The 23,862-nt window shown below is 69.7% G+C and carries 23 protein-coding genes; 13 read left to right on the forward strand and 10 right to left on the reverse strand.

Going from position 1 to position 23,862, the window contains the following annotated elements:
- Nucleotides 1-11: 11 nt before the first annotated feature.
- Both MELE44368_RS12415 and MELE44368_RS12420 read right to left on the reverse strand, forming a co-directional pair.
- Nucleotides 12-1,079: a C40 family peptidase gene (locus MELE44368_RS12415; protein WP_128108768.1), complete on the reverse strand. Its 1,068-nt coding sequence runs from the start codon at nt 1,077-1,079 to the stop codon at nt 12-14.
- 2 nt (nt 1,080-1,081) lie between these two features.
- The gene (locus MELE44368_RS12420; protein WP_241566586.1) at nt 1,082-1,414 is read right to left on the reverse strand and encodes a hypothetical protein; all 333 of its coding nucleotides are present in this window, start codon (nt 1,412-1,414) and stop codon (nt 1,082-1,084) included.
- Nucleotides 1,415-1,427: 13 nt separating this feature from the next.
- Between MELE44368_RS12420 and upp the strand changes: the two genes are divergently transcribed.
- Complete coding sequence (gene upp / locus MELE44368_RS12425) at nt 1,428-2,051, forward strand: uracil phosphoribosyltransferase (protein WP_128108770.1); 624 nt, start codon at nt 1,428-1,430, stop codon at nt 2,049-2,051.
- A gap of 55 nt (nt 2,052-2,106) precedes the next feature.
- Here upp and MELE44368_RS12430 read toward each other — a convergent pair whose 3' ends face one another.
- Nucleotides 2,107-3,753, reverse strand: a complete 1,647-nt coding sequence (locus tag MELE44368_RS12430) for a phospho-sugar mutase (RefSeq protein ID WP_128108771.1) — start codon at nt 3,751-3,753, stop codon at nt 2,107-2,109.
- Between the two features lie 46 nt (nt 3,754-3,799).
- Entirely contained in the window at nt 3,800-4,594 is a 795-nt protein-coding gene (locus tag MELE44368_RS12435) for a purine-nucleoside phosphorylase (RefSeq protein WP_128108772.1), read from the reverse strand.
- Between the two features lie 57 nt (nt 4,595-4,651).
- Here MELE44368_RS12435 and MELE44368_RS12440 point away from each other — a divergent pair, with 57 nt between their 5' ends.
- From MELE44368_RS12440 to MELE44368_RS27085, 4 genes are all read left to right on the forward strand, one after another.
- The gene (locus tag MELE44368_RS12440; RefSeq protein ID WP_128108773.1) at nt 4,652-5,833 is read left to right on the forward strand and encodes a M20 family metallopeptidase; all 1,182 of its coding nucleotides are present in this window, start codon (nt 4,652-4,654) and stop codon (nt 5,831-5,833) included.
- On the forward strand, nt 5,830-6,999 hold the full coding sequence (locus MELE44368_RS12445; protein WP_128108774.1) for an amidohydrolase: 1,170 nt from the start codon (nt 5,830-5,832) through the stop codon (nt 6,997-6,999). Before MELE44368_RS12440 ends, MELE44368_RS12445 begins: the two co-directional genes overlap by 4 nt.
- Nucleotides 7,000-7,132: 133 nt before the next feature.
- The gene (locus MELE44368_RS27080; RefSeq protein WP_241566587.1) at nt 7,133-7,588 is read left to right on the forward strand and encodes a hypothetical protein; all 456 of its coding nucleotides are present in this window, start codon (nt 7,133-7,135) and stop codon (nt 7,586-7,588) included.
- A gap of 35 nt (nt 7,589-7,623) precedes the next feature.
- On the forward strand, nt 7,624-7,968 hold the full coding sequence (locus tag MELE44368_RS27085; protein WP_241566588.1) for a hypothetical protein: 345 nt from the start codon (nt 7,624-7,626) through the stop codon (nt 7,966-7,968).
- Here the strand turns inward: MELE44368_RS27085 and MELE44368_RS12455 are convergent.
- Entirely contained in the window at nt 7,946-8,695 is a 750-nt protein-coding gene (locus tag MELE44368_RS12455; RefSeq protein ID WP_241566589.1) for a TetR/AcrR family transcriptional regulator, read from the reverse strand. The genes MELE44368_RS27085 and MELE44368_RS12455 overlap by 23 nt on opposite strands.
- 73 nt (nt 8,696-8,768) lie before the next feature.
- Here MELE44368_RS12455 and MELE44368_RS12460 point away from each other — a divergent pair, with 73 nt between their 5' ends.
- Nucleotides 8,769-10,205, forward strand: a complete 1,437-nt coding sequence (locus tag MELE44368_RS12460) for an NAD(P)/FAD-dependent oxidoreductase (RefSeq protein WP_128108775.1) — start codon at nt 8,769-8,771, stop codon at nt 10,203-10,205.
- On the opposite strand, the gene MELE44368_RS12465 is transcribed toward MELE44368_RS12460, so the two are convergent.
- A complete protein-coding gene (locus MELE44368_RS12465) occupies nt 10,102-10,584 on the reverse strand; it encodes a gamma-glutamylcyclotransferase family protein (RefSeq protein WP_046754469.1) in 483 nt (160 codons plus the stop codon). The two genes, MELE44368_RS12460 and MELE44368_RS12465, sit on opposite strands and share 104 nt — an antisense overlap.
- A gap of 65 nt (nt 10,585-10,649) precedes the next feature.
- Between MELE44368_RS12465 and MELE44368_RS12470 the strand changes: the two genes are divergently transcribed.
- Genes MELE44368_RS12470 through MELE44368_RS12480 form a run of 3 tightly spaced genes read left to right on the forward strand, consistent with a single transcriptional unit; the run spans nt 10,650 to nt 14,727 of the window.
- The gene (locus MELE44368_RS12470; RefSeq protein WP_128108776.1) at nt 10,650-12,053 is read left to right on the forward strand and encodes an NAD(P)H-quinone dehydrogenase; all 1,404 of its coding nucleotides are present in this window, start codon (nt 10,650-10,652) and stop codon (nt 12,051-12,053) included.
- A 20-nt stretch (nt 12,054-12,073) separates the two neighbouring features.
- A complete protein-coding gene (locus tag MELE44368_RS12475) occupies nt 12,074-13,813 on the forward strand; it encodes a glycerol-3-phosphate dehydrogenase/oxidase (protein WP_128108777.1) in 1,740 nt (579 codons plus the stop codon).
- Complete coding sequence (locus tag MELE44368_RS12480) at nt 13,810-14,727, forward strand: pseudouridine synthase (RefSeq protein WP_128108778.1); 918 nt, start codon at nt 13,810-13,812, stop codon at nt 14,725-14,727. Before MELE44368_RS12475 ends, MELE44368_RS12480 begins: the two co-directional genes overlap by 4 nt.
- Here MELE44368_RS12480 and MELE44368_RS12485 read toward each other — a convergent pair.
- Nucleotides 14,678-16,621, reverse strand: coding sequence for a glycoside hydrolase family 2 protein (locus tag MELE44368_RS12485; protein ID WP_128108779.1), 1,944 nt, complete (start codon nt 16,619-16,621; stop codon nt 14,678-14,680). The genes MELE44368_RS12480 and MELE44368_RS12485 overlap by 50 nt on opposite strands.
- Before the next feature lie 476 nt (nt 16,622-17,097).
- Between MELE44368_RS12485 and MELE44368_RS26625 the strand changes: the two genes are divergently transcribed.
- From MELE44368_RS26625 to MELE44368_RS12500, 3 genes are read left to right on the forward strand one after another with little or no spacing between them, the layout of a single operon-like run.
- The gene (locus tag MELE44368_RS26625) at nt 17,098-17,442 is read left to right on the forward strand and encodes an RNA-binding protein (RefSeq protein WP_164890099.1); all 345 of its coding nucleotides are present in this window, start codon (nt 17,098-17,100) and stop codon (nt 17,440-17,442) included.
- A 1-nt stretch (nt 17,443) separates the two neighbouring features.
- On the forward strand, nt 17,444-17,824 hold the full coding sequence (locus MELE44368_RS12495) for a DUF1330 domain-containing protein (RefSeq protein WP_241566590.1): 381 nt from the start codon (nt 17,444-17,446) through the stop codon (nt 17,822-17,824).
- Nucleotides 17,825-17,858: 34 nt separating this feature from the next.
- Complete coding sequence (locus tag MELE44368_RS12500; protein WP_128108780.1) at nt 17,859-18,629, forward strand: SDR family NAD(P)-dependent oxidoreductase; 771 nt, start codon at nt 17,859-17,861, stop codon at nt 18,627-18,629.
- Nucleotides 18,630-18,636: 7 nt separating this feature from the next.
- Here MELE44368_RS12500 and MELE44368_RS12505 read toward each other — a convergent pair whose 3' ends face one another.
- The 3 genes from MELE44368_RS12505 to MELE44368_RS12515 form a co-directional block, all read right to left on the reverse strand.
- Nucleotides 18,637-21,000, reverse strand: a complete 2,364-nt coding sequence (locus MELE44368_RS12505) for an arylsulfatase (protein WP_128108792.1) — start codon at nt 20,998-21,000, stop codon at nt 18,637-18,639.
- 260 nt (nt 21,001-21,260) lie between these two features.
- On the reverse strand, nt 21,261-22,025 hold the full coding sequence (locus tag MELE44368_RS12510) for an enoyl-CoA hydratase/isomerase family protein (protein ID WP_128108781.1): 765 nt from the start codon (nt 22,023-22,025) through the stop codon (nt 21,261-21,263).
- Between the two features lie 10 nt (nt 22,026-22,035).
- The gene (locus MELE44368_RS12515; RefSeq protein WP_128108782.1) at nt 22,036-22,725 is read right to left on the reverse strand and encodes a TetR family transcriptional regulator; all 690 of its coding nucleotides are present in this window, start codon (nt 22,723-22,725) and stop codon (nt 22,036-22,038) included.
- A 69-nt stretch (nt 22,726-22,794) separates the two neighbouring features.
- On the opposite strand from MELE44368_RS12515, the gene MELE44368_RS12520 reads away from it, so the two are divergent.
- Entirely contained in the window at nt 22,795-23,862 is a 1,068-nt protein-coding gene (locus tag MELE44368_RS12520) for a ferredoxin reductase (RefSeq protein WP_128108783.1), read from the forward strand.

Raw genomic sequence — 23,862 nt, forward strand, 5'->3', positions numbered from 1 at the left:
CTGGCAGTGCCTCACGCCGTCGGTCGCCAGAAGCCCTGGAACCCCTGCCCGGCGTTCTCGGTGCGGATCGGCGACAGCTTGACCGGATCGCCCGCCTCGATCATCGTGCCGTTGCCGACGATCATCGCGACGTGGCCGTCCCACACCGCCAGGTCGCCAGGGCGCAGCGAGCCGGCGTCGACGGCGGCGCCGATGTCCTGCTCCTGCGCCAGCCGGGGAATGTTCAGCCCCGCCTCGCGATAGGCCCACTGGGTGAGGCCGCTGCAGTCCAGGCCGACGCCCGGGGTGGTGCCACCCCACTGGTACGGCACCCCGAGCTGGGTCAGCGCATGACGCACCGCGCTGGCGGCCACGGCGTTGGGCGCCGTCGCGACGCTGCCGTCGGGCAGCCGGACCGCGACGCCGTCGCCGAACGTCGCCGCATCGGGCACCGGCGTCGCGGGCTCGCGCGCCAGCGACGCCAGCTCACCCAGGGCGCCGCCGAGCCCGGAACCCGCCGGTGCGCTGCCCAAACCGCCCGAGCCGCCCGAGGTGGGCATCGCGGGCATGGCCGGGGGTGCCGTCGACGCGGGCGCCGACGACGGCGACGCGGGTGCGCGCACCGCCGCGACGTGCCCGTCCAGTTCGGCCTCGAGTTCCTCGACGGCCCCGACGGCCTCCCGCAGCGAGCGGCGTGCCTCGGCCAGCAGCTTCTCGGCCACCCCCGGCGAGTCGAGGTAGGGCTCCAGCGCGGCGGCGCGGGCCTCGAAGTCCTCGACGATCGCCTGCAACCGGGCACGGACCCGCGCGACCGAATCCGACGCGGCGCGCGCCGACACGCCGAGCCGGTCGGCGTGCTCGGCGAGTTCGTCGATGGCCGCGAACGTCCTCGCCATGAAGCCCGCCGCGCCCTCCGCGCCGCGCCCGGACCACGACATGCCCGCCTGCAACCAGGCCCGCCGGGCCCCCGCGGCGACGTCGGCGAGCGCGTCGCGGGCCCGGTCCAGCGCCGCGGCGGGATCGTCCGGCCGGCCCGGCCCGACCATCGACGCCACCTCGCGGATGGGCGCCGCCAACGCCGCGACCAGGGCGCTGGGCACGGCTACACCCCGGTGATGCGATCGCGGGCACCGGCATCGGCGTCGTCGTAGGCCGCCGCGGCGGCGTATGCGGTGGTGTGCGCCGCCGCGAGCCGCTCGCTCACCGCGGTGACGGCGCGGGCGCCCTCAGCGGCCGCCTCGTTGAACGCGGCCACGAACCGGGCGCCGACGGGGCCCAGGTTCGGCGGCGGCAACGACGCCAGCAGCGCGGCGACGTCGGCGAGGTCAGCGGCGTGCGCGGCGCTGGCGGAGCCCAGGGTGCGGATCGCGTCGGTATCGGCGAAGGTATCGGCGAGCATGCGGTTAGGACGCACGGCGAGGGCGGTCGGTTCCATTAAGGTTCGGCGCATGGATGTGCGCGTCGTCGACCACCCGCTGGCCGCCGCGCGGCTGACCACGCTGCGCAACGAGGCCACCGGCAACGCGGCCTTCCGCGCGGCGCTGCGCGACCTGACGCTGATGCTGGTGTACGAGGCCACCCGCGACTTGCCCGTCGAGCCGGTGGCGGTGCACACCCCGATCGCCGACACCACCGGGTGCAAGCTGGCCAACCCGCCGCTTCTCGTCCCGGTGCTGCGGGCGGGCCTGGGCATGGTCGACCAGGCGCATGCGCTGATCCCCGAGGCGCTGGTCGGCTTCGTCGGCGTCGCCCGCAACGAGCAAACCCTCGTGCCCACACCGTATCTGGAGTCGCTGCCCGGCGATCTGAGCGCACAGCCCGTGATGGTGCTGGATCCCATGCTCGCGACCGGAGGTTCGATGGCCCACACCATCGAGCTGTTGCATTCGCGCAATGCCGTAGACATCACCGCGATCTGCGTGGTGGCCGCTCCGGAAGGCCTTGCGAAGCTGGAGAAGGTGGCCCCGGAGTTGCGGCTGTTCACCGCCGCGATCGACCAGGGGCTCAACGAGATCGCCTACATCGTGCCGGGCCTCGGCGATGCCGGGGACCGCCAGTTCGGCCCGCGTTGATCTTTCCCGGCGAGCAGACGCGAAAACCCCCTGAACTGGGGGATTTTGGGGGTTTTTACGTCTGCTCGCGCCCGAAGAAATCAGCGGCCACCTCGTCCTGCAGGCGCTGCGCCCGGGCCCGCGCCGTATCGAGGTCACCGTTCTCGCTGCAGCGAACTTCGATGTAGGCCTTGACCTTTGGCTCGGTACCCGACGGCCGCACCACCAGCCGCACCGAGGTCTCCCCGTCGCCTCCGGACAGGATCAACGCGTCGGTGCGCAGCGGGCCGTCCGCGTCGAGCAGGTCGGTGACGGTGACGTCGAAGCCGGCAAGCCGATCGGGCGGGTTCCGGCGTAACCGGTCCAGCACGGCCGCCGCCTGACGCACGTCTTCGACCGGCCGCGACACCGCGGTGGTGGTGTGCACACCGTGGCGGCGGGCCAGGTCGTCGAGCGCGTCGAGCAGGGTGTGGCCGCGGTGCTGCATCGCGACGACCAGATCGCAGGCCAGCACGGCCGCACTGATGCCGTCCTTGTCCCGCACCGCGGCCGGGTCGACGCAATGGCCGATCGCCTCCTCGTAGGCGTACACCAGCGTGCTGCCGGGAAGCTTTTCGTCGGCGCGCACGAGCCACTTGAACCCGGTGAGGGTTTCGACGTGTTGCGCGCCGTGCTCGGCGGCGATCGCGGCCAGCATCCGCGACGACACCACCGTGCTGGCCACCACCGAGGCCTCGGTGACCGGACCCGGCTCGATCTGCGAGAGGATGTAATCGCCCAGCAGCCAACCTGTTTCGTCACCGGTGAGCATCCGCCAGCCGTCGGGGGTGGGAACGCCGATCGCGCACCGGTCGGCGTCGGGGTCCAGCGCGACGGCGACGTCGGCGTCGACGTCGGCGGCCAGCTTCAACAGCGCCTCGGTCGCGGCGGGGTCCTCGGGGTTGGGCGACGACACGGTGGGGAAGTCCGGGTCGGGCGCGAACTGCTCGTCGACGACGTGCACGTCGGAGAACCCGGCAGCCACCAGCGCGTCGAGCACGAACTCCCCGCCGACGCCGTGCAGCGGCGTGACCGCCACCCGCGCCGAGCCGTGCGTGTGCCTCACCTGCGCCGCGCGCTCGACGAACCGCTGTACCTCGTCGACGCCGGAGGGTTCGACGGCGGCGCGCCGGATCTCGTCGGCGTGGGGGGCCTTGGCCATCGCCTGCTCGATGTCGCGGTCGGTCGGCGGCACGATCGGGTAGCCGCCCTCGAAGTAGACCTTGTACCCGTTGTCGGTGGGCGGATTGTGCGACGCGGTGATCATGATCCCCGCGACGGCCGACTGGCGGCGCACGGCGAACGGCACCACCGGGGTCGGTACCGACGTGAACATCAGCGTGACGGTAAAGCCCTCGGCGGCAAGGACTTCGGCGGCGGCCAATGCGAACTCGTCGGAGCCGTGCCGGGCGTCGCGGCCGACCACGACGTTCTGGCCGGACAACCCGCGGTCGTGCAACACCTTTGCCACCGCCCACGTCGCGCGCAGCACGACGGCGAGGTTCATCCCGTTCGGTCCGCCGCGCAGCGGACCGCGCAGCCCCGCCGTGCCGAACGTCAGCGGGTGGGCGAACCGCTCGGCGAGCTCCTCCTCCGAGAGCGCTTTGAGCTCGGCGGCGGTGCGGGGATCGGGGTCGTGGGCAATCCACTCCTGCGCGGTGGTCGAGGTCCGCGACAACGTCATGCGGCTAGTGTGCCCACTTTGTCGGCGGCATATGCGGGCTCTGCGCTCAGAGCCGCGCGATGACCCCGGCCAGCAGGGCGCCCATCCGTGTCGCCGACCGGCGGCCGGCTTCCAGTACCTCTTCGTGGTTCAGCGGCTGCCCCGTCATTCCGGCCGCCAGGTTGGTCACCAACGACATGGCCAGCACCTCGGCGCCGGCCGCGCGCGCGGCGATCGTCTCGTGCACGGTCGACATGCCGACCAGGTCGGCGCCCAGCGTGCGCAGCATGCGGATCTCGGCGGGCGTCTCGTACTGCGGTCCGGGCAGGCCGGCATAGACGCCCTCGGCCAGCGAGGGTTCGATCTCGCGGGCGACGGCGCGCAACCGCGGCGAGTAGGCGTCCACCATGTCGACGAACCGCGGGCCGACCAGCGGCGAGCGCCCGGTCAGGTTGAGGTGGTCGCTGATCAGCACGGGCTGGCGCACCGAGAAGTCGGCGCGCAGGCCGCCCGCGGCGTTGGTCAGCACCATCGTGTGCACGCCGCCGGCGCAGGCGGCCCGCACCGGGTGCACCACATGGCGCAGGTCGTGGCCCTCGTAGGCGTGGATCCTGCCGACGAACACGATCACCCGCCGCTCGCCGATACGCGTCGACAGCAGCCGCCCGCCGTGCCCCTGCGCGGTGGGCGGGGTGAACCCGGGAAGCTCGGCCACGGGCAGCACCGCCACTGGATCACCGAACTGCTCGGCGGCGGGCGCCCACCCCGAGCCGAGCACCACGGCGACGTCGTGCCGCTCGACGCCGGTGCGGTCGGCGATGGCGGCCGCCGCGTCTCGCGCCAGCGCGTCCGGGCTCGTCACGCTGCGCAGCTTAGCCGCCGCAAACGGGCACCATCCGAGCAGTGAGATACTTCCAAGATGCCCACCTCCACCGCGTCGAGCCGCGTCGAAGACGCCGTCACCCGACGCCGTGGCGACCTGGTGGAGCTGTCCCACGCCATCCACGCCGAGCCCGAACTCGCCTTCGCCGAGCACCTCAGTTGCGCCAAGACCCAGGCGCTGGCGGCCGAGCACGGCTTCGCGGTCACGGCCGCGCCGGCCGGGCTGGACACCGCGTTTCGCGCCGAGTACGGCAGCGGGCCGCTGGTGATCGGCGTGTGCGCCGAGTACGACGCGCTGCCTGGCATCGGGCACGCCTGCGGGCACAACATCATCGCCGCCTCGGCCGTCGGCACCGCGCTGGCGCTGGCCGAGGTGGCCGACGACCTCGGTCTGACCGTGGTGCTGCTGGGCACGCCCGCAGAGGAAGCCGGCGGCGGCAAGGTGCTGATGCTCGAGGCGGGGGTCTTCGACGACATCGCCGCGACGGTGATGCTGCACCCCGGGCCGCAGGACATCGCCGCCGCGCATTCGCTGGCGCTGTCGCAGGTGGCGGTGCGCTACGACGGCAGGGAGGCCCATGCGGCCGTCGCGCCCTATCGCGGTGTCAACGCCGTCGACGCGGTCACGGTCGCGCAGGTGGCCATCGGCCTGCTGCGCCAGCAACTGGAGCCCGGCCAGATGGTGCACGGCATCGTCACCGACGGCGGTCAAGCCGCCAACGTGATCCCGGCGCGCGCGGAGATGCAGTACACGATGCGGGCCAACGACGCGGCCTCGCTGCGCGGGCTCGAGCAGCGGATGGCCGACTGCTTCCTCGCCGGCGCGGTGGCCACGGGTTGCGATTACCGGGTGACCGAGACCGAGCCGGCCTACCTCGAACTCGCCCCCGACCGATGGCTCGCCGAGACCTTCCGCGCCGAGATGGTGCGGGTCGGGCGCAACCCGTTGCCGCCCGAGGTGGAGGCGTCCTCGCCGCTGGGCAGCACCGACATGGGCAATGTCACCCAGGTCATGCCCGGCATCCACCCGATCGTCGGCATCGATGCCGACGGCGCCTCGGTGCACCAGCCGGAGTTCGCGGCCGCGGCGGCCGGGCCCAGCGCCGACAGGGCCGTCGTCGAGGGCGCGATCATGTTGGCGCGCACCGTGGTACGGCTGGCCGAGACGCCCGCCGAACGCGACCGGGTGCTCGACCTGCAGGCAAGGCGGGCGGCATGAGCCTCGCCGATGCGACCGAACGCTGGCTGGACGCCCACCACGCCGACCTGGTGGGCTGGCGCAGGCATTTTCACGCCCATCCGGAGCTGGGCCGCCAGGAGTTCGGCACCACCCAGTTCGTCGCATCGCGGCTGGCCGACGCGGGCCTGAACCCGAAGGTGCTGCCCGGGGGCACCGGCCTGACGTGTGACATCGGCCCCGAACACGGGGCCAGGATCGCGCTGCGGGCCGACATGGACGCGCTGCCGATGGCCGACCGCACCGGTAAGCCGTTCGCGTCGGTGGTGCCCAACGTCGCGCACGCCTGCGGGCACGACGCTCACACCGCGATGCTGCTGGCGGCGGCGCTGGCGCTGACGTCGGTGCCCGAACTGCCGGTTGGGGTGCGGCTGATCTTCCAGGCCGCCGAGGAGTTGATGCCCGGCGGCGCGCTCGACGCGATCGCCGCGGGCGCGTTGGTGGGGGTGTCGCGGATCTTCGCGTTGCACTGCGACCCGCGGTTGGCGGTCGGCCGGGTCGCGGTGCGGGCGGGGCCGATCACCTCGGCGGCCGATCAGCTCGAGGTGACGCTGAACTCGCCCGGCGGGCACACCTCGCGGCCGCATCTGACCGGCGACCTCGTCTACGGGCTGGGCACGTTGATCACCGGTGTGCCCGGCGTGCTCTCGCGCCGCATCGATCCGCGCAACAGCACGGTGATGGTGTGGGGCGCGGTCAACGCGGGGGTGGCCGCCAACGCGATTCCGCAGACCGGCACGCTGGCCGGCACCATCCGCACCGCCAGCCGTGACGCCTGGGAGATGCTGGAAGCGATTGTGCGAGAAACGGTTTCGGCGCTGTTGGCGCCGCTGGGCCTGGAGCACAGCCTGCAGTACCGGCGGGGGGTGCCGCCCGTGGTGAACGAGGAGATCTCCACGCGCATCCTCACCCACGCGATCGAGGCGATCGGCCCCGACGTGCTCGCCGACACCCGCCAGTCCGGCGGCGGCGAGGACTTCTCGTGGTATCTCGAGGAGGTGCCGGGCGCGATGGCGCGGCTGGGTGTGTGGTCGGGCCGCGGTCCGCAGCTGGACCTGCATCAGCCCACGTTCGACATCGACGAGCGCGCGCTGGCGGTCGGGGTGCGGGTGCTGGTCAACGTCGTCGAGCAGGCGGCCCGGTTCTAGGGTCTGGTAGACCTACGAAATGGGTGCTACGGGCGAGATTGCAGCCAGGGCTGCTGTCGAGAATCCACAGCCCTGACTGCACTCTCGGCCCTAGCGCTCAAATCGTGTCAGATGGTCAGGTCAGCATCACTGCATGGAAGATGTCTTCATCGGCAGTGAGGCATTGGCCGACGGCGTGCTCACCCGCGGGCAGCTGCGGTGGAACTACCGAGCCATCTACCCGGACGTGTACGTCCCCGCGCAGGCGACGCCGTCACTGCTGCAGCGCGCTGTCGGCGCCTGGCTGTGGTCACGCCGCCGCGGGGTGGTCGCGGGTCTCGCCGCAGCTGCGCTGCACGGCGCGCGCTGGATCGAGGCCGACGCCGATGTCGAACTGATCCGGCATAACGGCCGCCCTCCTTCGGGAATCGTCGTCAGAAACAACCGAATACGTCCCGATGAAATCATCGAGCTCGCCGGGTTGCCCGTCACGACAGCGGAGCGGACGGCCTTCGACCTTGCCCGGCACCGCCCACGCGACGAGGCCGCTTTCGGTTGGATGCGCTTGCCTCGGCGACGGGCATCACGGCCGCCGACGTGCAGTCCCTGACCGATCGGTATCGCGGGGCACGGCACTGGTGGCGGGTGTTCGACGCGGTGGCCCTGATGGACGGCAAAGCGCAGTCGCCGCGGGAATCCATGGTCCGCCTTGCTCTTCTCGACGCCGGCTTTCCCAAGCCGAGGACGCAGTTCACGGTTACGGACGGAGACTCGACGGCGACTCTCGCGATGGGGTACGAGGCGCCGATGGTCACGGTCCAATTCACCTCCACGACACCGGAATTCATCGAGCGAATCGGCTGGCGGACGATCAGTGCCGCAGATTCGAGGAACCCGCTGGTTGTCGCGGGCCTGGTGCGATTCGCGGTGATCGAGCGCGGCTACCCGCTGTGGAAGTTGCGCAGGCTCAACTTTGCTGCGGCGACCTGATCCGGGGCAGCGGAATCCGTTCGCCCACTTCGCCGTTGGCGTCGCGCAGCGCGGAAGCGGCGAGCCCTTCCCGCAGCAGCCAACGCGCCAGCTCGAGCGTCTCGGCGATCTCCTCGTCGGAGATCCGCAGCCCGTCGGGCTGCTGACGCAACGCGATCACGCCGTTCCACGCGCCCCACAGGTAGTGGGTCAGCCGCAGCGAGTCCACGGGCCGGGCCTCCCCGGCCGCGACCGCGTTGTCGATCTGTGCGGCGAACCGGCGAAGCAGCAGCCCCACCCGGTCACGGATGCGCGCCTCGGTCTCGTCGTCCCCGGACAGCGGCTGGGCGCCCGGGCTGCGGTACGCCAGGAAGTGGAACGCGCCGGGATGGTCGAGGTGGAACCGCAGATACGCGTCGCCGCCGGCCAGCACCCGCTGCAGCGGGCTCAGCGCGGGGTCCTCGCTGCGCTCCATGTACTGGGTGAACAGCCCGAGCGCACGGTCGACGAGCTGCAGATACATCCCGCGTTTGCCGTCGAAATGGCTGTAGATGGAGCCCACGGACACGTCGGCGAGCTCGGCGATCTCCTCGATGCGCGCACCGTCGTAGCCCTCGCGGCTGAACACCACCTCGGCCGCGTCCAGGATGGCCGCCCGGGTCCGCGCCCGGCGGCGGCCCGCACGGGCCGCGGCCATCGTCGGCGCGGGGTCGAGCGGCTCGGCGGACACCAGCCAAGGATAGGCCACAGCGGTGAATTGTAATCAAATTCATAAAATGAAAACACTTATAAAACGGGGGTTGAGCTGGCAGTCTGACGACATGACTGAGCACACTGACGTCGTCATCGTCGGCGGTCGCTGCGCTGGTTCGGCGGCCGCGATCGCACTCGCCCGCCGGGGCCGCAGCGTGGTCGTACTCGACAGCTCGTCGTTCCCCTCCGACACGCTGTCCACGCATCTGTTCTTCACCCACCACTGGGCCGAGCTCGAGCGGCTCGGCGCCCGCGACCGGGTGATGAAGCTCGGCGCCCCGCTGCACACCAGGGCCGGGCTCGGCGCGCCGGGCGTCGAGGTCGTCGGCCCGTCCAGCGTGTACGAGGGCCTGGCCGCGGGCGGCTGCGTGCGGCGGCCGGGCGTGGACCTCGCGCTGGTCGAGACCGCGCGCGAGGCCGGCGCCGACGTGCGGGAGCACGTCCGCGTCACCGACCTGGTCAGCGACCACTCCGGCCGCGCATCGGGGGTGCGGTTCCGGCTGCGCGACGGCTCGACGGGAACGATCTCGGCGAAACTGGTGATCGGGGCCGACGGGCGCCGGTCGACCGTCGCGCGCCTCGTCGGCGCCCGCGCACACCACCTCTGGCCGAACCAGCGCATGATGGCCTACGCCTACTACGAGGACGTGCACGCCGATCGGCGCGACGTGGCCATGCAGTGGCGCCAGCACGACGATCTGGTCACCGTGTTCCCGTGCGACGGAGAGCAGTTGGTGGCGCTGCAGATGCCGCCGGTGCGCCGCGCCGACGACTACCGCGCCGACCCCGTCGCGACGTTCGACGCCACGATCGCCTGCATCCCGCCCTACGCGGAGCGGCTGCGCGGCTGCCGGCGGGTCAGCAAGATCCGGATGTCGTACTCCCACCCCTCCTACTTCAGGCACTCCCAGGGCCCCGGGTGGGCGCTGGCCGGCGACTCCGGCCACTTCAAGGACCCGGTCACCGCGCAGGGCATGCGCGACGCGTGGCGGTTCGGGCGGCTGCTCGGCGAGGCCGTCGCGCCCCATCTCGATGACCCGGACCGACTCGACCGCGCGCTGGTGGCCTGGGAACTCGACCGTGACGCGCAGTGCCTGCCGATGTATCAGTGGGCCAACCTGCTCGGCCGCGACGACGCGATATCGCCGATCGAGTTCGCCGCCTACCGGTGGTTCGCCGCCCGGCCCAACGGGTTCACCGAGCTCGCCGACGTCTTCAACCGGGTGAGGTCGCCGCAGCAGGTCTTCTCGCCGGCGCGCGTGCTGCGCTGGGCCGCGGCGGCCGCCCGCGATCCCGGGGTTGATCGCCGCGAGCTGTGGCAGACGATCCGCCGAGACGTGCGCCGCGAAGCCGAACGCATCGTCGAGATGCAGATGTTCGAGCGCCGCCGCGCGGTGTCGGCTAGGACCCCAGCGCCCCCGGACCGATGTTCCGAGCCGGACGGGTGCGCAGATCGTGCACGTACTCCGGTGGTGCACCCGCGATCTCGGCCGCATCGGCCATGACGCCGAGGTAGCGCGCCGAGGGCAGACCGCCCTCCCAGGCGTCGACGACGTAGAGCCAGGCCAACACCGGGTCGGTGGTGGTGTCCGACGACGTCCGCTCCACCCGACATCGGATCTTCTTGTGAAACCCCAGCTCCGAGCCCTCCCAGCGGTCCAGGTTGGCCTCGTCGTCCTTGGTCATGTCGTAGAGCACGACGAACACCTTGGAGGTCGGGTCCTCCACCAGGGTGGCCAGCGCGCCCTCCCAACCGATGTCCTCGCCGGCGAACGTCAGCCTCCACCCATGCAGCCACCCCGTTCCGGCCATCGGCGAATGGGGCGCGCGCTGCAACATCTGCTCCGGATGCATGTTGGATCCGTAAGCGGCATAGAGCGGCACGGAGAAAGACTAAGCGTTCGTGCGTCGGCTGGGTGATCAACCTCCCGCTTCGTTAGGTTGGGGGCGTGCCAACCCGCATCGTCATCATCGGCGGCGGCCCCGCCGGCTATGAAGCGGCGCTGGTTGCCGCCCCGCGCGCCGAGGTCACAGTCGTCGACCGCGACGGCATCGGAGGGGCCTGCGTGCTGTGGGACTGCGTGCCGTCCAAGACGTTCATCGCCTCCACCGGCGTGCGCACCGAGCTGCGCCGGGCCCCCGACCTCGGCTACGACCTCGAGTTCGACGACGCCAAGATCTCGCTGCCGCAGATCAACAAGCGGGTCAAGGCGCTGGCCGCCGCGCAGTCCGCCGACATCGAGGCGCGGCTGCGCAAACAGGGCGTTCAGGTGATCGCCGGCCGCGGCGAGCTGGTCGACGACCGGCCGGGCATGGCCGCGCACACCGTCAAGATCACCGCCCACGACGGCACGGAGAGCAGGCTCACCGCCGACGTCGTGCTGATCGCCACCGGCGGCAGCCCGCGCGTGCTGCCCGGCGCACAGCCCGACGGCGAACGCATCTTGAACTGGCGCCAGCTCTACGACCTCGACAAGCTGCCCGAACACCTCGTCGTGGTGGGGTCCGGCGTGACCGGCGCCGAGTTCGTCAACGCCTACACCGAACTCGGGGTCAAGGTCACCGTGGTGGCCAGCCGCGACCAGATCCTGCCGCACGAGGACTCCGACGCCGCGGGGGTGCTCGAGGAGGTGTTCGCATCGCGCGGCGTGACCCTGGTCAAGAACGCCCGCGCCGAGTCGGTCACCCGCACCGGCACCGGCGTGAAGGTGTCGATGACCGACGGCCGCACCGTCGAAGGCAGCCACGCGCTGATGACCGTCGGCTCGGTGCCCAACACCAGCGGGCTGGGCCTGGAGCACGTCGGCATCGAGCTCGACCCCGGCGACTACCTCAAGGTCGACCGGGTGTCGCGCACCACCGTGCCGGGCATCTACGCCGCGGGCGACTGCACCGGGCTGATGCTGCTGGCCTCGGTGGCCGCCATGCAGGGCCGGATCGCGATGTACCACGCGCTGGGCGAGGCGCTGGAACCGATCCGGTTGCGCACGGTGGCCGCCGCGGTGTTCACCCGCCCGGAGATCGCGGCGGTCGGCGTGCCGCAGTCGCTCATCGACAACGGATCGGTGCCCGCCCGCATGATCATGCTGCCGTTGCACACCAACGCCCGCGCCAAGATGTCGAGCCTGCGCCGCGGCTTCGTCAAGATCTTCTGCCGGCCGGCCACCGGGGTGGTGATCGGCGGGGTGGTGCTCGCCCCGATCGCCTCCGAGCTGATCCTGCCGATCGCGTTGGCGGTGCAGAACGGCAACAACGTGAAGGATCTCGCGCACACGTTCTCCGTCTATCCCTCGCTGTCGGGATCGATCACCGAGGCCGGCCGACAGCTCATGAGGCACGACGATCTGGACTGATCACACGTAACCTGGGGACGATGAGTGACCCGATCCCCGCCAACGGACAGACGCTTCTGGGGCCCGAACAGCGGGCGACGGCGTGGGAACGACTCGGCAGCGAGCAGTTCGACGTGGTGGTGATCGGCGGGGGAGTGGTCGGCGCCGGGGCGGCGCTGGACGCGGCGACGCGGGGGCTGAAGGTCGCGCTCGTCGAGGCGCGCGACTTCGCGTCGGGCACGTCGAGCCGGTCGTCGAAGATGTTCCACGGCGGGCTGCGCTATCTCGAGCAGCTCGAGTTCGGGTTGGTGCGCGAGGCGCTCTACGAACGCGAGCTGTCGCTGACGACCCTGGCCCCGCATCTCGTCAAACCGCTGCCGTTCCTGTTCCCGCTGACCAAGCGGTGGTGGGAACGGCCCTACGTCGCGGCGGGCATCTTCCTCTACGACCAGCTCGGTGGCGCGAAATCGGTGCCCCCACAGAAGCATCTGACCCGCGCCGGCGCGCTCCGGTTGTCGCCGGGGCTCAAGCGGACCTCACTGATCGGCGGAATCCGCTACTACGACACCGTCGTCGACGACGCCCGCCACACCCTGACCGTGGTGCGCACGGCCGCCCACTACGGTGCCGTGGTGCGCTCGTCGACGCAGGTGGTGGCGTTGCTGCGGGAGGGCGACCGGGTCATCGGCGTGCAGGTGCGCGATTCGGAGAACGGCGCGACCACCGACGTGCGCGGGCACGTGGTGGTCAACGCCACCGGCGTGTGGACCGACGAGATCCAGGCGCTGTCCAAGCAGCGTGGCCGGTTTCGGGTGCGGGCGTCCAAGGGGGTGCACGTGGTGGTCCCGCGCGACCGGATCGTCAGCGAGGTGGCCATCATCCTGCGCACCGAGAAGTCGGTGCTGTTCGTGATCCCGTGGGGCACACACTGGATCATCGGCACCACCGACACCGACTGGAACCTCGATCTGGCCCATCCCGCCGCGACCAAGGCCGACATCGACTACATCCTCGGCGAGGTGAACAAGGTGCTGGCGACGCCGTTGACCCACGACGACATCGACGGCGTGTACGCGGGCCTGCGTCCGCTGCTGGCCGGCGAAAGCGAAGAGACGTCGAAGCTGTCGCGGGAGCACGCCGTCGCGGTGCCCGCACCCGGCCTGGTGGCGATCGCGGGCGGCAAGTACACCACCTACCGGGTGATGGGCAAGGACGCGATCGACGCGGCCGCGGAGTTCATCCCGGCCCGGGTGGCGCCGTCGATCACCGAGAAGGTCCCGTTGATGGGTGCCGACGGCTACTTCGCGCTGATCAACCAGACCGAAAGCGTCGGCGCGCACTACGACCTGCACCCCTACCGGGTCCGTCATCTGCTGGACCGCTACGGCTCGATGATCGGCGAAGTGCTGCAGATGGCCGAAGGCCGACCGGAGCTGCTGGATCCGATCACCGAGGCGCCGGTCTATCTCAAGGTGGAGGCGTACTACGCCGCCGCGGCCGAAGGTGCGCTGCACCTGGAGGACATCCTGGCGCGCCGGATGCGGATCTCCATCGAATATCCGCACCGCGGGGTGGACTGCGCCCGCGAGGTCGCCGAAATCGTTGCCCCGGTGCTGGGTTGGACCGCCGAGGACGTGGACCGCGAGGTCGCCACCTACTGCGCGCGCGTCGACGCCGAAGTGCGCTCGCAGCAGCAGCCCGACGACGAATCCGCCGACGCGCTGCGAGCCGCCGCGCCCGAGGCGCGCGCCGAGATCCTCGAACCCGTTCCGCTGAGTTGAGGAGGGCGGCGCCGCTTCCGGTGCGCGACGGCCTCGGGCCCGCGCGGGTGCGGCTGTTCGGCGGGCCGGTGCTGGCCGAACTCCAGGCGCGGTTCGGGGCGGCAGCGCGCGCCAAGGTGCGCGCGGGCGAGGTGGTCGACGCCGACGGCGTCGTGGTCACCGAGACCACGGTGTTGCCCGCCGGTGCCCACGTCTACCTCTACCGCGAACTGCGCGACGAGGTGCCGGTGCCGTTCGACATGCCGGTGCTGCACCGCGACGACGACATCGTCGTGGTGGACAAACCGCACTTCCTGGCGACGATGCCGCGCGGGCGCCACGTCGCGCAGACGGCGCTGGTGCGGCTGCGCCGCGAACTCGACCTGCCCGAGCTGTCCCCGGCGCACCGGCTGGACCGGCTGACCGCGGGGGTGCTGGTGTTCACGACGCGACGCGAGGTGCGCGGGGCGTATCAGTCGCTGTTCGCCGCCGGGGCGGTGCGCAAGACGTATGTGGCGCGCGCCGCCGTCGACCCGGGCCTGGCGCTGCCCACGGTGGTGCGCAGCCGGATCGTCAAACGCCGCGGTCACTTACAGGCGGTCGAGGAGCCCGGCGAGCCGAACGCCGAGACGCTCGTCGAGCACTGCGGCGACGGGCTGTACCGGCTGACACCGTCGACCGGGCGCACTCACCAGCTGCGGGTGCACATGGCGGCGCTGGGCGTGCCGATCTTCGGGGACCCGTTGTATCCCGAGGTGATCGACGTCGCGCCCGACGACTTCTCACGGCCGCTGCAGCTGCTGGCCCTGCGGCTCGAGTTCGACGATCCGGTGACCGGGCGCCGGCGCGAGTTCGTCAGCGACCGCAGGTTGCAGGACGGCTGCGTCAGCGACGCTCCTCGGGCGGCTCTCCCGGGTTCGCGCCCGCGACGATGACCGCGCGGTTGCGTTCGGCGACGGTGCGCAACACCACCTTGACCAGCCACCGGTCGTAGCTGAGGAATCCGTTCACCTCGTTCTCGACGTCGGTGGTCTGGGTGTAGATCGCCCCCGACAGCCCGCCCCTGCGCACGATCTCTTCGAGGTCGCGGCTCACCTCGACGTAGCGCTCGGTCAGCCGGGCCTGGCTGTCGGTCATCTCGTAGGCCTCCGGCCGGCCCGGCCACCGGTTCCCGGCGAGCACCAGCCCGAGGCCGCCGTACTCACCGTTGACCACGACGCGGTGCTCGGGCGGCGCCGCGGGCGCGGCGAGCTTCCTGGCCTCCTCATGCACCACGGGCCGGCCCGGCCCGACGTAGGTGTGGTCGTCGTAGACGTCGCCGGCGCGGCTGTCGGGCCGCGATTTGCAACAGTTCACGCCGCTGTTGGCGTTGACCATGCGGGTGGGGTCCTGCGCCTTCACCTGGTGAGCGATCCGCGCGGTGTCGAACTCGCCCCAGCCCTCGTTGAACGGCACCCAGCCGATGATCGAGGTGACGCTGCGCAGCTGGTCCACCATCGCGGCGAGCTCTGCCTCGAAGTTCGCCTTGGCCTGCGGGCTGGGCTCCGGCGCCGGGCCGGTCGGCGGGTCGAGCGAGACGTCCAGCGACGGCATGTCCTGCCACACCATCAGCCCCAGCTTGTCGGCCCAGTAGTACCAGCGCGCCGGCTCGACCTTGGCGTGCTTGCGGACGAAGTTCATGCCCAACGCCTTGGTGCGTTCCAGGTCGAACCGCAACGCGTCGTCGGTGGGCGCGGTGTAGATCCCGTCGGGCCAGTACCCCTGGTCGAGGGGCCCGTGCAGGAAGGTGATCCTGTCGTTCAACGCGATTCGCGGCCGCCCCCCGGCGTCGGGCACGGTGCCGACGGTGCGCAAGCCGGCGTAGCTGCCGACGTCGTCGGACACCTTCCCGGACGGCGCGACCAGCCGCACCTTCAGGTCATACAGGTACGGATCATCCGGGCTCCACAACCGCGGCTCCGGCACCGGGACCCGCAGGCTCTGACCCGCGTCGCCGGACATCCGCGCCACCTCCGCGCCGTCGGCCTCGTACACCACCACCTCGGCGAGCCCGTCGGCGGCGGCCTCCGAGACCCGGGGCGTGACGGTGAAACCGGTGAGATCCGAAATGATGTCGAGCTTTTCGATGTGCGCGGCGCGCACCGGCTCCATCCACACCGTCTGCCAGATTCCCGAGGCGCCCGTGTAGAACAGCCCGCCGGGCCGGTTGCGCTGCTTGCCCACCGGAAACGCGTTGGCCTCGTTGCGGTCCTCGACACGCACCGTCAACTCCTGGGCGCCCGACCATCGCAGCGCGTCGGTGATGTCCGCGCTGAACGCGGTGTATCCGCCTTCATGGTGGGCGACATGCTGGCCGTTGACCCAGACGGTGGCGATCTGGTCGACGGCGCCGAAGTGCAGCAGCACGCGCTGACCGCGCCAGGTGCCGGGCACCTCGAAAGTCCTGCGGTACCACATCTGGTCGTCGTGGCGCTCGATGCCCGACAGCGCCGACTCGGTGGGGTAGGGCACCAGGATCTTCTCGTCGTACTCGTCGGTCCTCGGCGGGGTCGTCGGGGCGTCGGCGCCGGAGCGGCCCGTGTACCCCCACAGCCCGTTGAGGTTGTGCCAGCGCTCCCGAACCAGCTGTGGGCGTGGGTATTCGGGCAGCGCGTTGTTCGGGCCGACCAGGTGGGTCCACGGCGTGGCCAACGGGGGACGCTTGCGCTGCCATGCCTCCGCGGCGTGCGCGGGCGCGCTGAGCGTCGCGACGACGGTCAGCAGCGCCGAACTCAGCACCACGAAGCGGACGAGCCGCAGGCGAAACGGCGACACCACGTTGGCAGACATGAACTTCCCCACGTTGGGATCCGGCGAAGACCGACGTGGCGGCGCCATGCCCGAAGGTCCCCCGACCGCCGCGGACGTCGCAGCAAACATACCGGGAAGTCGGCGAGGACGCCACCGGCTTCTGGCGTGCAACTTTTCGCTAAACGGATAGACAAGTACGTGATATCCGATGACGCACCGGGCCCACCGGCATCGGGATCGGTTGCGGGCCGGAAGTTGGTTCATTCCAAGGTTGCTGGCACTTCCGGGTGCCGCGGTGTTCACCTACGACCTTCCGAAACGTCGTGCGGAAACGCAAGCCGCCATGACGCGCGGAGGAGTTGCCAGTGCGCCCGCGATCGCCGAAAACCAGGACAGGCGGTCATCAGAGCAAATACAGTGTGAGCGTCAATTTCGGTGGCTCGTTTTCAGGCGTGGCGGTCGCCGGAATCGACCGGTTGTGCGGCACACTGAGGTGGAACCGGTGAGGAGGAAGTGTGCGCAAGGTATTCCTGTGCGCGGCCGCCGCGTTGTTCGTCGGCGGCCTGACGCTGCCCGTCGTGCCCGACGCCGACGCGACGGTGTGCGGCTCCGTCGGCGGCCGGTTCGTCGACGTCACCGGCTGCGCCGACCCGCTGTCCTATCTGAACGACGCGCTTCCCCCACCCCCTCCGCCGCCTCCTCCGCCCCCGCCACCGCCGCCTCCGGGTGAGGAGCCGCCACCTCCGCCGCCTCCTCCGCCACCTCCACCGCCGCCGCCGGCTTATGTGCCGCCGCCTCCACCGAACGTGAGCGTGTGCGCGAGCGTCGGCAGGCGCGTGAGCATCACCGGGTGCACGTGACGTGAGCTCGTCGCTGGAGCCCACCGCGCGCCAGCTCGAGGAGCTGGCGGCCAGGCCCGCCGACGAGCCGGTCGTAATGATCAATCTGCTGCGGTTCGCCGACGGCGGCCGGGAAAGCTACTTGCGCTATGTGCGCGAGACCGGTCCGCACCTGCAACGAGTCGGCGGCACCGTGCGCTATGCCGGTACCGCGCCCGCACAGGTCATCGGCGACGGTGCGAAGCCGTGGTGGGACGCGATACTCGTCGTCGAATATCCGTCGCCCGCGGCGTTTCTCGACATGGTGACCGACGAGGATTACCTCAAGATCCACGAGCACCGGGTGAACGCGCTCGAGCGCGGCGATCTGATCGCCACGTCGACGTGGACCATGGCCGACTAGCGACGGCCTGATCGCGGTCTGCTTGACTGACCGCGTGGACCGCACTTCGTTTGACCGTCTGTTCGACATGACGGACCGCACCGTGATCGTCACCGGCGGCACCAGGGGCATCGGGCTCGCACTGGCCGAGGGCTTCGTCCTCGCAGGCGCCCGCGTCGTGGTGGCCAGCCGCAAACCCGACGCCTGCGAGCAGGCCGCGCAACACCTGCGCGACCTCGGCGGCCAGGCCATCGGGGTGCCGACCCATCTCGGCGACCTCGATTCCCTCGACGCGCTGGTGCAGCGCACGGTGGATGAGTTCGGTGGGATCGACGTCGTGGTCAACAACGCCGCCAACGCGCTGGCCCAACCGCTGGGCCAGATCACGCCGGACGCGTTCGCCAAGTCCCACGAGGTCAACCTGCGTGGCCCGGTGTTCCTCGTGCAGTCGGCGTTGCCACATCTGAAGACCAGCGCCCACGCCGCGGTGATCAATATGGTCTCGGTCGGCGCGTTCACCTTCGCGCCCGCGTTGTCCATCTACGCCGCGGCCAAGGCGGCGCTGATGTCGTTCACCCGGTCGATGGCGGCGGAGTTCGTGCAGTTCGGTATCCGGGTCAACGCCATCGCCCCGGGTCCGGTGGACACCGACATGATGCGGAAGAACCCGCAACAGGCCATTGACTACATGGTCGGCGGCACGTTGATGAAGCGCCTGGCCACGCCGGATGAAATGGTCGGCGCCGCACTGTTGTTGGCCTCCGACGCCGGCAGCTACATCACCGGACAGGTGATCATTGTCGACGGCGGCGGAACGCCTCGCTGAGAGTTGGCTATTGGCGCGCCATTGCGACGCGGAGCGCGTCCTCGGGCGCTACTTTGTGGTCCTCGGTTTCCGCAGCCTCCGCGATGGCCAGCTGCACGCCCTTGACGCGACCGTTGAACGCGTTCCGTCCTGGCGAATAGTCGGGTGACACCGACGAGCCGCCGTCCAAGCCGACATCGCACCCGTCGTCAGCAGAGAAGATGATGGGCAGTGTTGCCTCGACTGTGCCCTGACCCACCTCCTCGCCATCGACAAACAGCGTTACCTCGCCGCCCTTTCCCAGGCCACCTCCGGCGTAGTTGAACTCCATGCGGACTTGATGCGCGCCTGGAGGAACTGCGTTGGCCGACTCAGCGAAGAAGTGCTTGATCCCACCCAGGTTGTAGCAGTACTTCAATTTGCCGTCCTTGGCGTAAAGGCTCCAGCCGCCAATGTTGGCTCCCTGGGCGATGATTACGCCTTCTGCGCCGCCGTCGGGCACCTCGATCTCAGCGGTCACCGAGTGTGACTTGTTCTTCAAATTGAGCACGCAGTTCTCCGACAGATGGCCCATTCCGGGGAAAAGTAGCTCTGTGTTGCCCTTGATCAGCACCGGTCGACCGGCCAAATCGGAATTCATCCGGCTTGCCGTGTCGTCATCCAGCGGCAACACGTTGTAGCGGGTGGCCTCGATGAGCCACAGCCGCTGCAGCTCGTGCAGCTTCTCCGGCATCTCCTTCGAGAGATCCGTGGCCTGAGTCCAGTCCTTGCTGGTGTCATACAGCTCCCACACGTCGTCGTCAAACGCCGGTTTCTGCCGCCCAACCAACTGCCAGGGCGTGCCATGCTTAGTCACCGCCGTCCACCCCTTGTGGTAAATGCCGCGGTTTCCAAGCATCTCGAAATACTGGGTCTCGTGCCGGTCGGGGGCTTGGCCGTCATCGAAGGAATACACCATGCTGACCCCTTCGAGGGGATGCTGCTGCACCCCGTTGACGAACAGCGGCTCCGGCAGCCCCGCCGCCTCCAAGATCGTTGGCGCTACATCGATGACGTGATGAAACTGCCAACGCATCTCGGCCTTGCTGTTGATTCGTTTAGGCCAGTGGACGATCGTGCCGTTACGCGTGCCGCCCCAATGCGATGCAACCTGCTTGGTCCATTGGTAAGGAGTGTCCATCGCATGCGCCCATCCCACCGCATAGTGGTTGTAGGACTCCGGCCCGCCGAATTTGTCAATCCGCTCGCGCATGAACTCCGGTGTTTCGATTTCCTCCATACCGTTGAAGGGCAACATCTCGTTGAATGTGCCATGCAGAGTGCCCTCGGCAGAGGCGCCGTTGTCACCGATGATGTAGTAGACCAGCGTGTCCTCTAGAACGCCCAGTCGCTCCAGCGTGTCGAGGAGCCTGCCGACGTGATGATCGGTGTATTCGAGATAACCGGCATAAACCTCCATCTGGCGCCGCAACACCGGTTTGAGATCGTCCGGCATGTCGTCCCATGCTGGAATTTCGGCATGCCGGGCGGTGAGCTGACTTTCCGGCGGGATGACACCGAGTTTCTTCTGGCGGGCGAACGTCTGCTCGCGAAGGTCATCCCAGCCCCCGTCGAACTTGCCCGCGTACCTGTCGGCCCACTCCTTCGGCACGTGGTGTGGCGCATGGGTGGCGCCTGGAGCGAAGTAAACGAAGAACGGCTTGTCGGGCGCGAGGGCTTTCTGCTGACCGATCCAGCCGATCGCCTTATCGGTCATGTCCTGCATGAAGTGGTAGCCCTCTTCAGGGGTGCGGTTCACCTCGACCGGCGTTGTGCCTTCATAAAGGCTTGGATACCACTGGTTGGCCTCACCGCCGATGAACCCGTAGAAGTACTCGAAGCCGCCGCCGGCGCTGGGCCAGGAGTCAAACGGGCCCACCGGGCCGGTCTCCCATACCGGCACCTCGTGACACTTGCCGAACTGTGCCGTGTTGTACCCGTTGAGTTTCAGCGTTCGGGCGATCGGCGACATCGTGTTGGGCAGCACGGAGCTGTAACCTGGTGCGCCGGTGGCGATCTCGGTGATTCCGCCCATACCGGCCGAGTGATGGTTCCGACCGGTCAGCAGCGCCTGCCGTGTTGGCGAACACAGCGCCGTGGTGTGAAACCTGTTGTAGCGCAGGCCACCAGCCGCCAGGCGCTCAGCGACCGGCGTCTGGCATGGGCCGCCGAAGGCACTCGCCGCGCCGAACCCCACATCATCGAGCAAGATCAGCAGCACGTTCGGCGCGCCGTCAGGGGGGCGTACCTGTTCGATCGGCGGGTAAGTGCTGTCGGGGTCCTTCGCGTCGTAGGTGATCAACCCGGTACGGGGTGCACTGGGAATCGGCAGATGCGTCCTTGACTCCTGCATGGCTCCTCTTTCGATTCGCGCGTCACACCGCTGCGGCACTGCGACCTGGCTTTCAATCAGTGCAGACCCGGCGTCCACATCCGGCAGGATGACTCTAAGACCCGTCGATCGCCTGGGGGAGCAATAGCGGGGAACATGCCGCCGCCCGATTGCGAAAAGTGTTAGGCGCTCCAGCTAGGGTGCCCGTGCGATGTCAGTCGCGCATGTTGGCGAACGGGCACACTGCGCGCGAAGACATCGGCACCGAAGTGCCGTTCTGGTCATCTCTTGGCGAAGCTCACATCCCCACTGGTCGACGACAGGATCTGGCTGCGATTCTCCAGATGCAGCGCCGCCTCCAGGCTGGTGGCTTCGAGGTTGGCCCACAGCACCTGTTTGGTCGACTCCACACCGAACTTGCCGTACCCACAGAGCGTTTCGGCGATGGACATCGCGGTGTCGAGCACCTCATCGTCGGCGGTGACCCGCGAGACCATCCCGAGCCGCAGGGCCTCGTCGGCGTCGACGGCGCGCGCGGTGAGGATCAGGTCGAACGCCGGGCCCGCCCCGACGATCCGCGGCAGCGTGTAGCTGACCCCGATGTCGCAGCCACCGAGACCGAGCTTGATGAACTGGGTGCAGAACCGCGCCGACTGCGCGGCGATCCGGATGTCGCAGGCCAGCGCGATGCCCATGCCGCCGCCGTAGGCGACGCCGTTGACCGCGGCGATCACCGGTTGCCGCAGCCGGTGCAGCCGGGCGGTCAGGTCGGCGATGCGTTCCTGCCAGCGCATGCCCGATCGGGGGAACTCGACGCCGCCTTTCGCCTTCTCGGGGCTCGGATCGGTCAGGTCGAGTCCGGAGCAGAAGCCCCGCCCGGCGCCGGTGAGCACGACAACGCGGCACTCGTTGTCGGCGTTGAGTTCGGCGAGGCCGGCGTGCAGGTCCTCGACGAGGTCGTAGTTGAGCGCGTTGAGCTTCTCCGGGCGGTTCAGCGTCAGCACGGCGATCTCGGGGCGCGGACGGGTCAGTTCCAGGTGCGGCATGCGCCACACGCTAACCCTCGCTGCGCCACCCCGTGACGCCGACCACGATCATTCGCAGCTGTTTGACCGCGATGCGCCGGATCTCCTCTTGGGCGCGTGGATCGTGTGCGTCCTCGATGGCCTCGGCGATCGAGATCATCGCGTTGACGAACAACGTGGCGAGGATGTTGAGGTCCTCGCTGCTCCACGTGTTGAGTCCGGGAAACCGGGCGAGGTCGATCGCCAGTTCCGATGTGATCAGCCGGATCTCGGTGCGGATCGCGTAGCGCAGCACGGTGAGCCCGCTGGAGCGCTCGCGTCCGATGAAGCGCCAGTGCTCGCGGCGTTCGTTCACGCCGTCGATGAGGATGTCCACCGAGGACTCGATGACCCGGTTCGGGTCGAGCTTGCCGGCGCGTGCCCCACGCAGCATGTCGCGAAGCGCGCGGAACGACTCGTCGATGAGCACCAGGCCCAGCGCCTCCATCGACTCGAAGTGCCGATAGAACGCGGCCGGCACGATGCCGGCCTCCCTGGTGACCTCGCGCAGGCTCAGCGCCGCGAAGCTGCGGTCCTCCAGCAACCGCAGCGCGGCCGTGATGATTGCCCGCCGGGTGGCCTCCTTGCGTTCCTCCCTGGACAGGGTGTCCCGAGAACGCGACTTGGCCTTGCTCGACCTGCTTGAACGGCCCGTTCGTGAACTAGGCGTACGACTGTTCACTCTGTGAAACGTACCACAAGCTGGGGCGATCTCTTGACCGATGACCGTAGTAGCGCACACGGTATACATATGTTCACTCAAACTTTGACGCGCGGCCTGCGGGCCCGGCTGCTGCGGTCATCGCTGGCGGAGCTGCTGACCGGGCCGCACGGCGTCGACCGATACACCGAGCTCGTCGTGCCGACCTGGACGCAGCGGGACGCCAGGGCGACGGTGATCGCCGTGCGGCGACAGACCCCGCGCAGCGTCACCCTCACCCTGGAGCCGAATCAGGCGTTCACCGGATTTCGCGCCGGCCAGCACGTCAACCTGACGGTCGAAATCGACGGTCGCCGTCGCACCCGCCCGTATTCGCCGGCGAGCGCCGCCGGGGCGCCGTACCTCGAGCTCACGATCGGCCGCCACGACGGTGGCCTGGTATCGACTCACCTCAACGAACACGCGCGGCCGGGCATGGTGGTCGGGCTCGACGGCGTCGGCGGTGACTTCACGCTGCCCGCCCAGCGTCCGCGCCGCATCCTGTTCGTCTCCGGCGGCAGCGGCATCACCCCGGTGATGTCGATGCTGCGCACGTTGCGGGCCGAGGGCTTCACGGGCGAGGTCGCGTTCGTGCATTACGCGCGCGCCGCCGAGGACGTCTGCTACCGCGCCGAGCTCGACGCGATGCCCGACGTCAAGGTGCTGTACGGATACACCCGTTCGACGGAGGGTGCAGATCTGCACGGCCGGTTCGGCGCCGAGCACCTGGACGCGGCGATGCCCGACCCCGAGGCGGTCTACGTCTGCGGGCCGCCCGGGCTCGCCGAGGCCGTCCGCGCGCTGTGCCCGAACGCGCATTCCGAGAGCTTCGTTCCGCCGGTCTTCACGGCGCAGGCCGAAACCTCGGGTGGGGCGGTCAGTTTCGCCGACAGCGGGCTGACCGTCACCGACGACGGACGTCCGCTGCTCGAACAGGCGGAGGCCGCCGGCCTGACCCCCGAAAGCGGATGCCGAATGGGCATCTGCCACAGCTGTACCCGCCGCAAGACCCGCGGCGCGGTCAAGAACCTGATCACCGGCGCGGTGTCGGGCGTCGACGAGGAAGACGTGCAGATCTGTGTGTCGGTCCCCGTCGGCGACGTCGATCTGGCGCTGTAG

The sequence above is a fragment of the Mycolicibacterium elephantis DSM 44368 genome, assembly GCF_004014805.1.
GTDB classification, from domain to species: domain Bacteria; phylum Actinomycetota; class Actinomycetes; order Mycobacteriales; family Mycobacteriaceae; genus Mycobacterium; species Mycobacterium elephantis.

Bases quoted from the DNA above. Each gene is read 5' to 3' on its own strand.
- MELE44368_RS12420 (WP_241566586.1), bottom strand. From the start codon at position 1,414: ATGGAACCGACCGCCCTCGCCGTGCGTCCTAACCGCATGCTCGCCGAT.
- upp (WP_128108770.1), top strand. From the start codon at position 1,428: ATGGATGTGCGCGTCGTCGACCACCCGCTGGCCGCCGCGCGGCTGACC.
- MELE44368_RS12430 (WP_128108771.1), bottom strand. From the start codon at position 3,753: ATGACGTTGTCGCGGACCTCGACCACCGCGCAGGAGTGGATTGCCCAC.
- MELE44368_RS12440 (WP_128108773.1), top strand. From the start codon at position 4,652: ATGCCCACCTCCACCGCGTCGAGCCGCGTCGAAGACGCCGTCACCCGA.
- MELE44368_RS12445 (WP_128108774.1), top strand. From the start codon at position 5,830: ATGAGCCTCGCCGATGCGACCGAACGCTGGCTGGACGCCCACCACGCC.
- MELE44368_RS27080 (WP_241566587.1), top strand. From the start codon at position 7,133: ATGGAAGATGTCTTCATCGGCAGTGAGGCATTGGCCGACGGCGTGCTC.
- MELE44368_RS12460 (WP_128108775.1), top strand. From the start codon at position 8,769: ATGACTGAGCACACTGACGTCGTCATCGTCGGCGGTCGCTGCGCTGGT.
- MELE44368_RS12475 (WP_128108777.1), top strand. From the start codon at position 12,074: ATGAGTGACCCGATCCCCGCCAACGGACAGACGCTTCTGGGGCCCGAA.
- MELE44368_RS12485 (WP_128108779.1), bottom strand. From the start codon at position 16,621: ATGTCTGCCAACGTGGTGTCGCCGTTTCGCCTGCGGCTCGTCCGCTTC.
- MELE44368_RS12505 (WP_128108792.1), bottom strand. From the start codon at position 21,000: ATGCAGGAGTCAAGGACGCATCTGCCGATTCCCAGTGCACCCCGTACC.
- MELE44368_RS12510 (WP_128108781.1), bottom strand. From the start codon at position 22,025: ATGCCGCACCTGGAACTGACCCGTCCGCGCCCCGAGATCGCCGTGCTG.
- MELE44368_RS12520 (WP_128108783.1), top strand. From the start codon at position 22,795: ATGTTCACTCAAACTTTGACGCGCGGCCTGCGGGCCCGGCTGCTGCGG.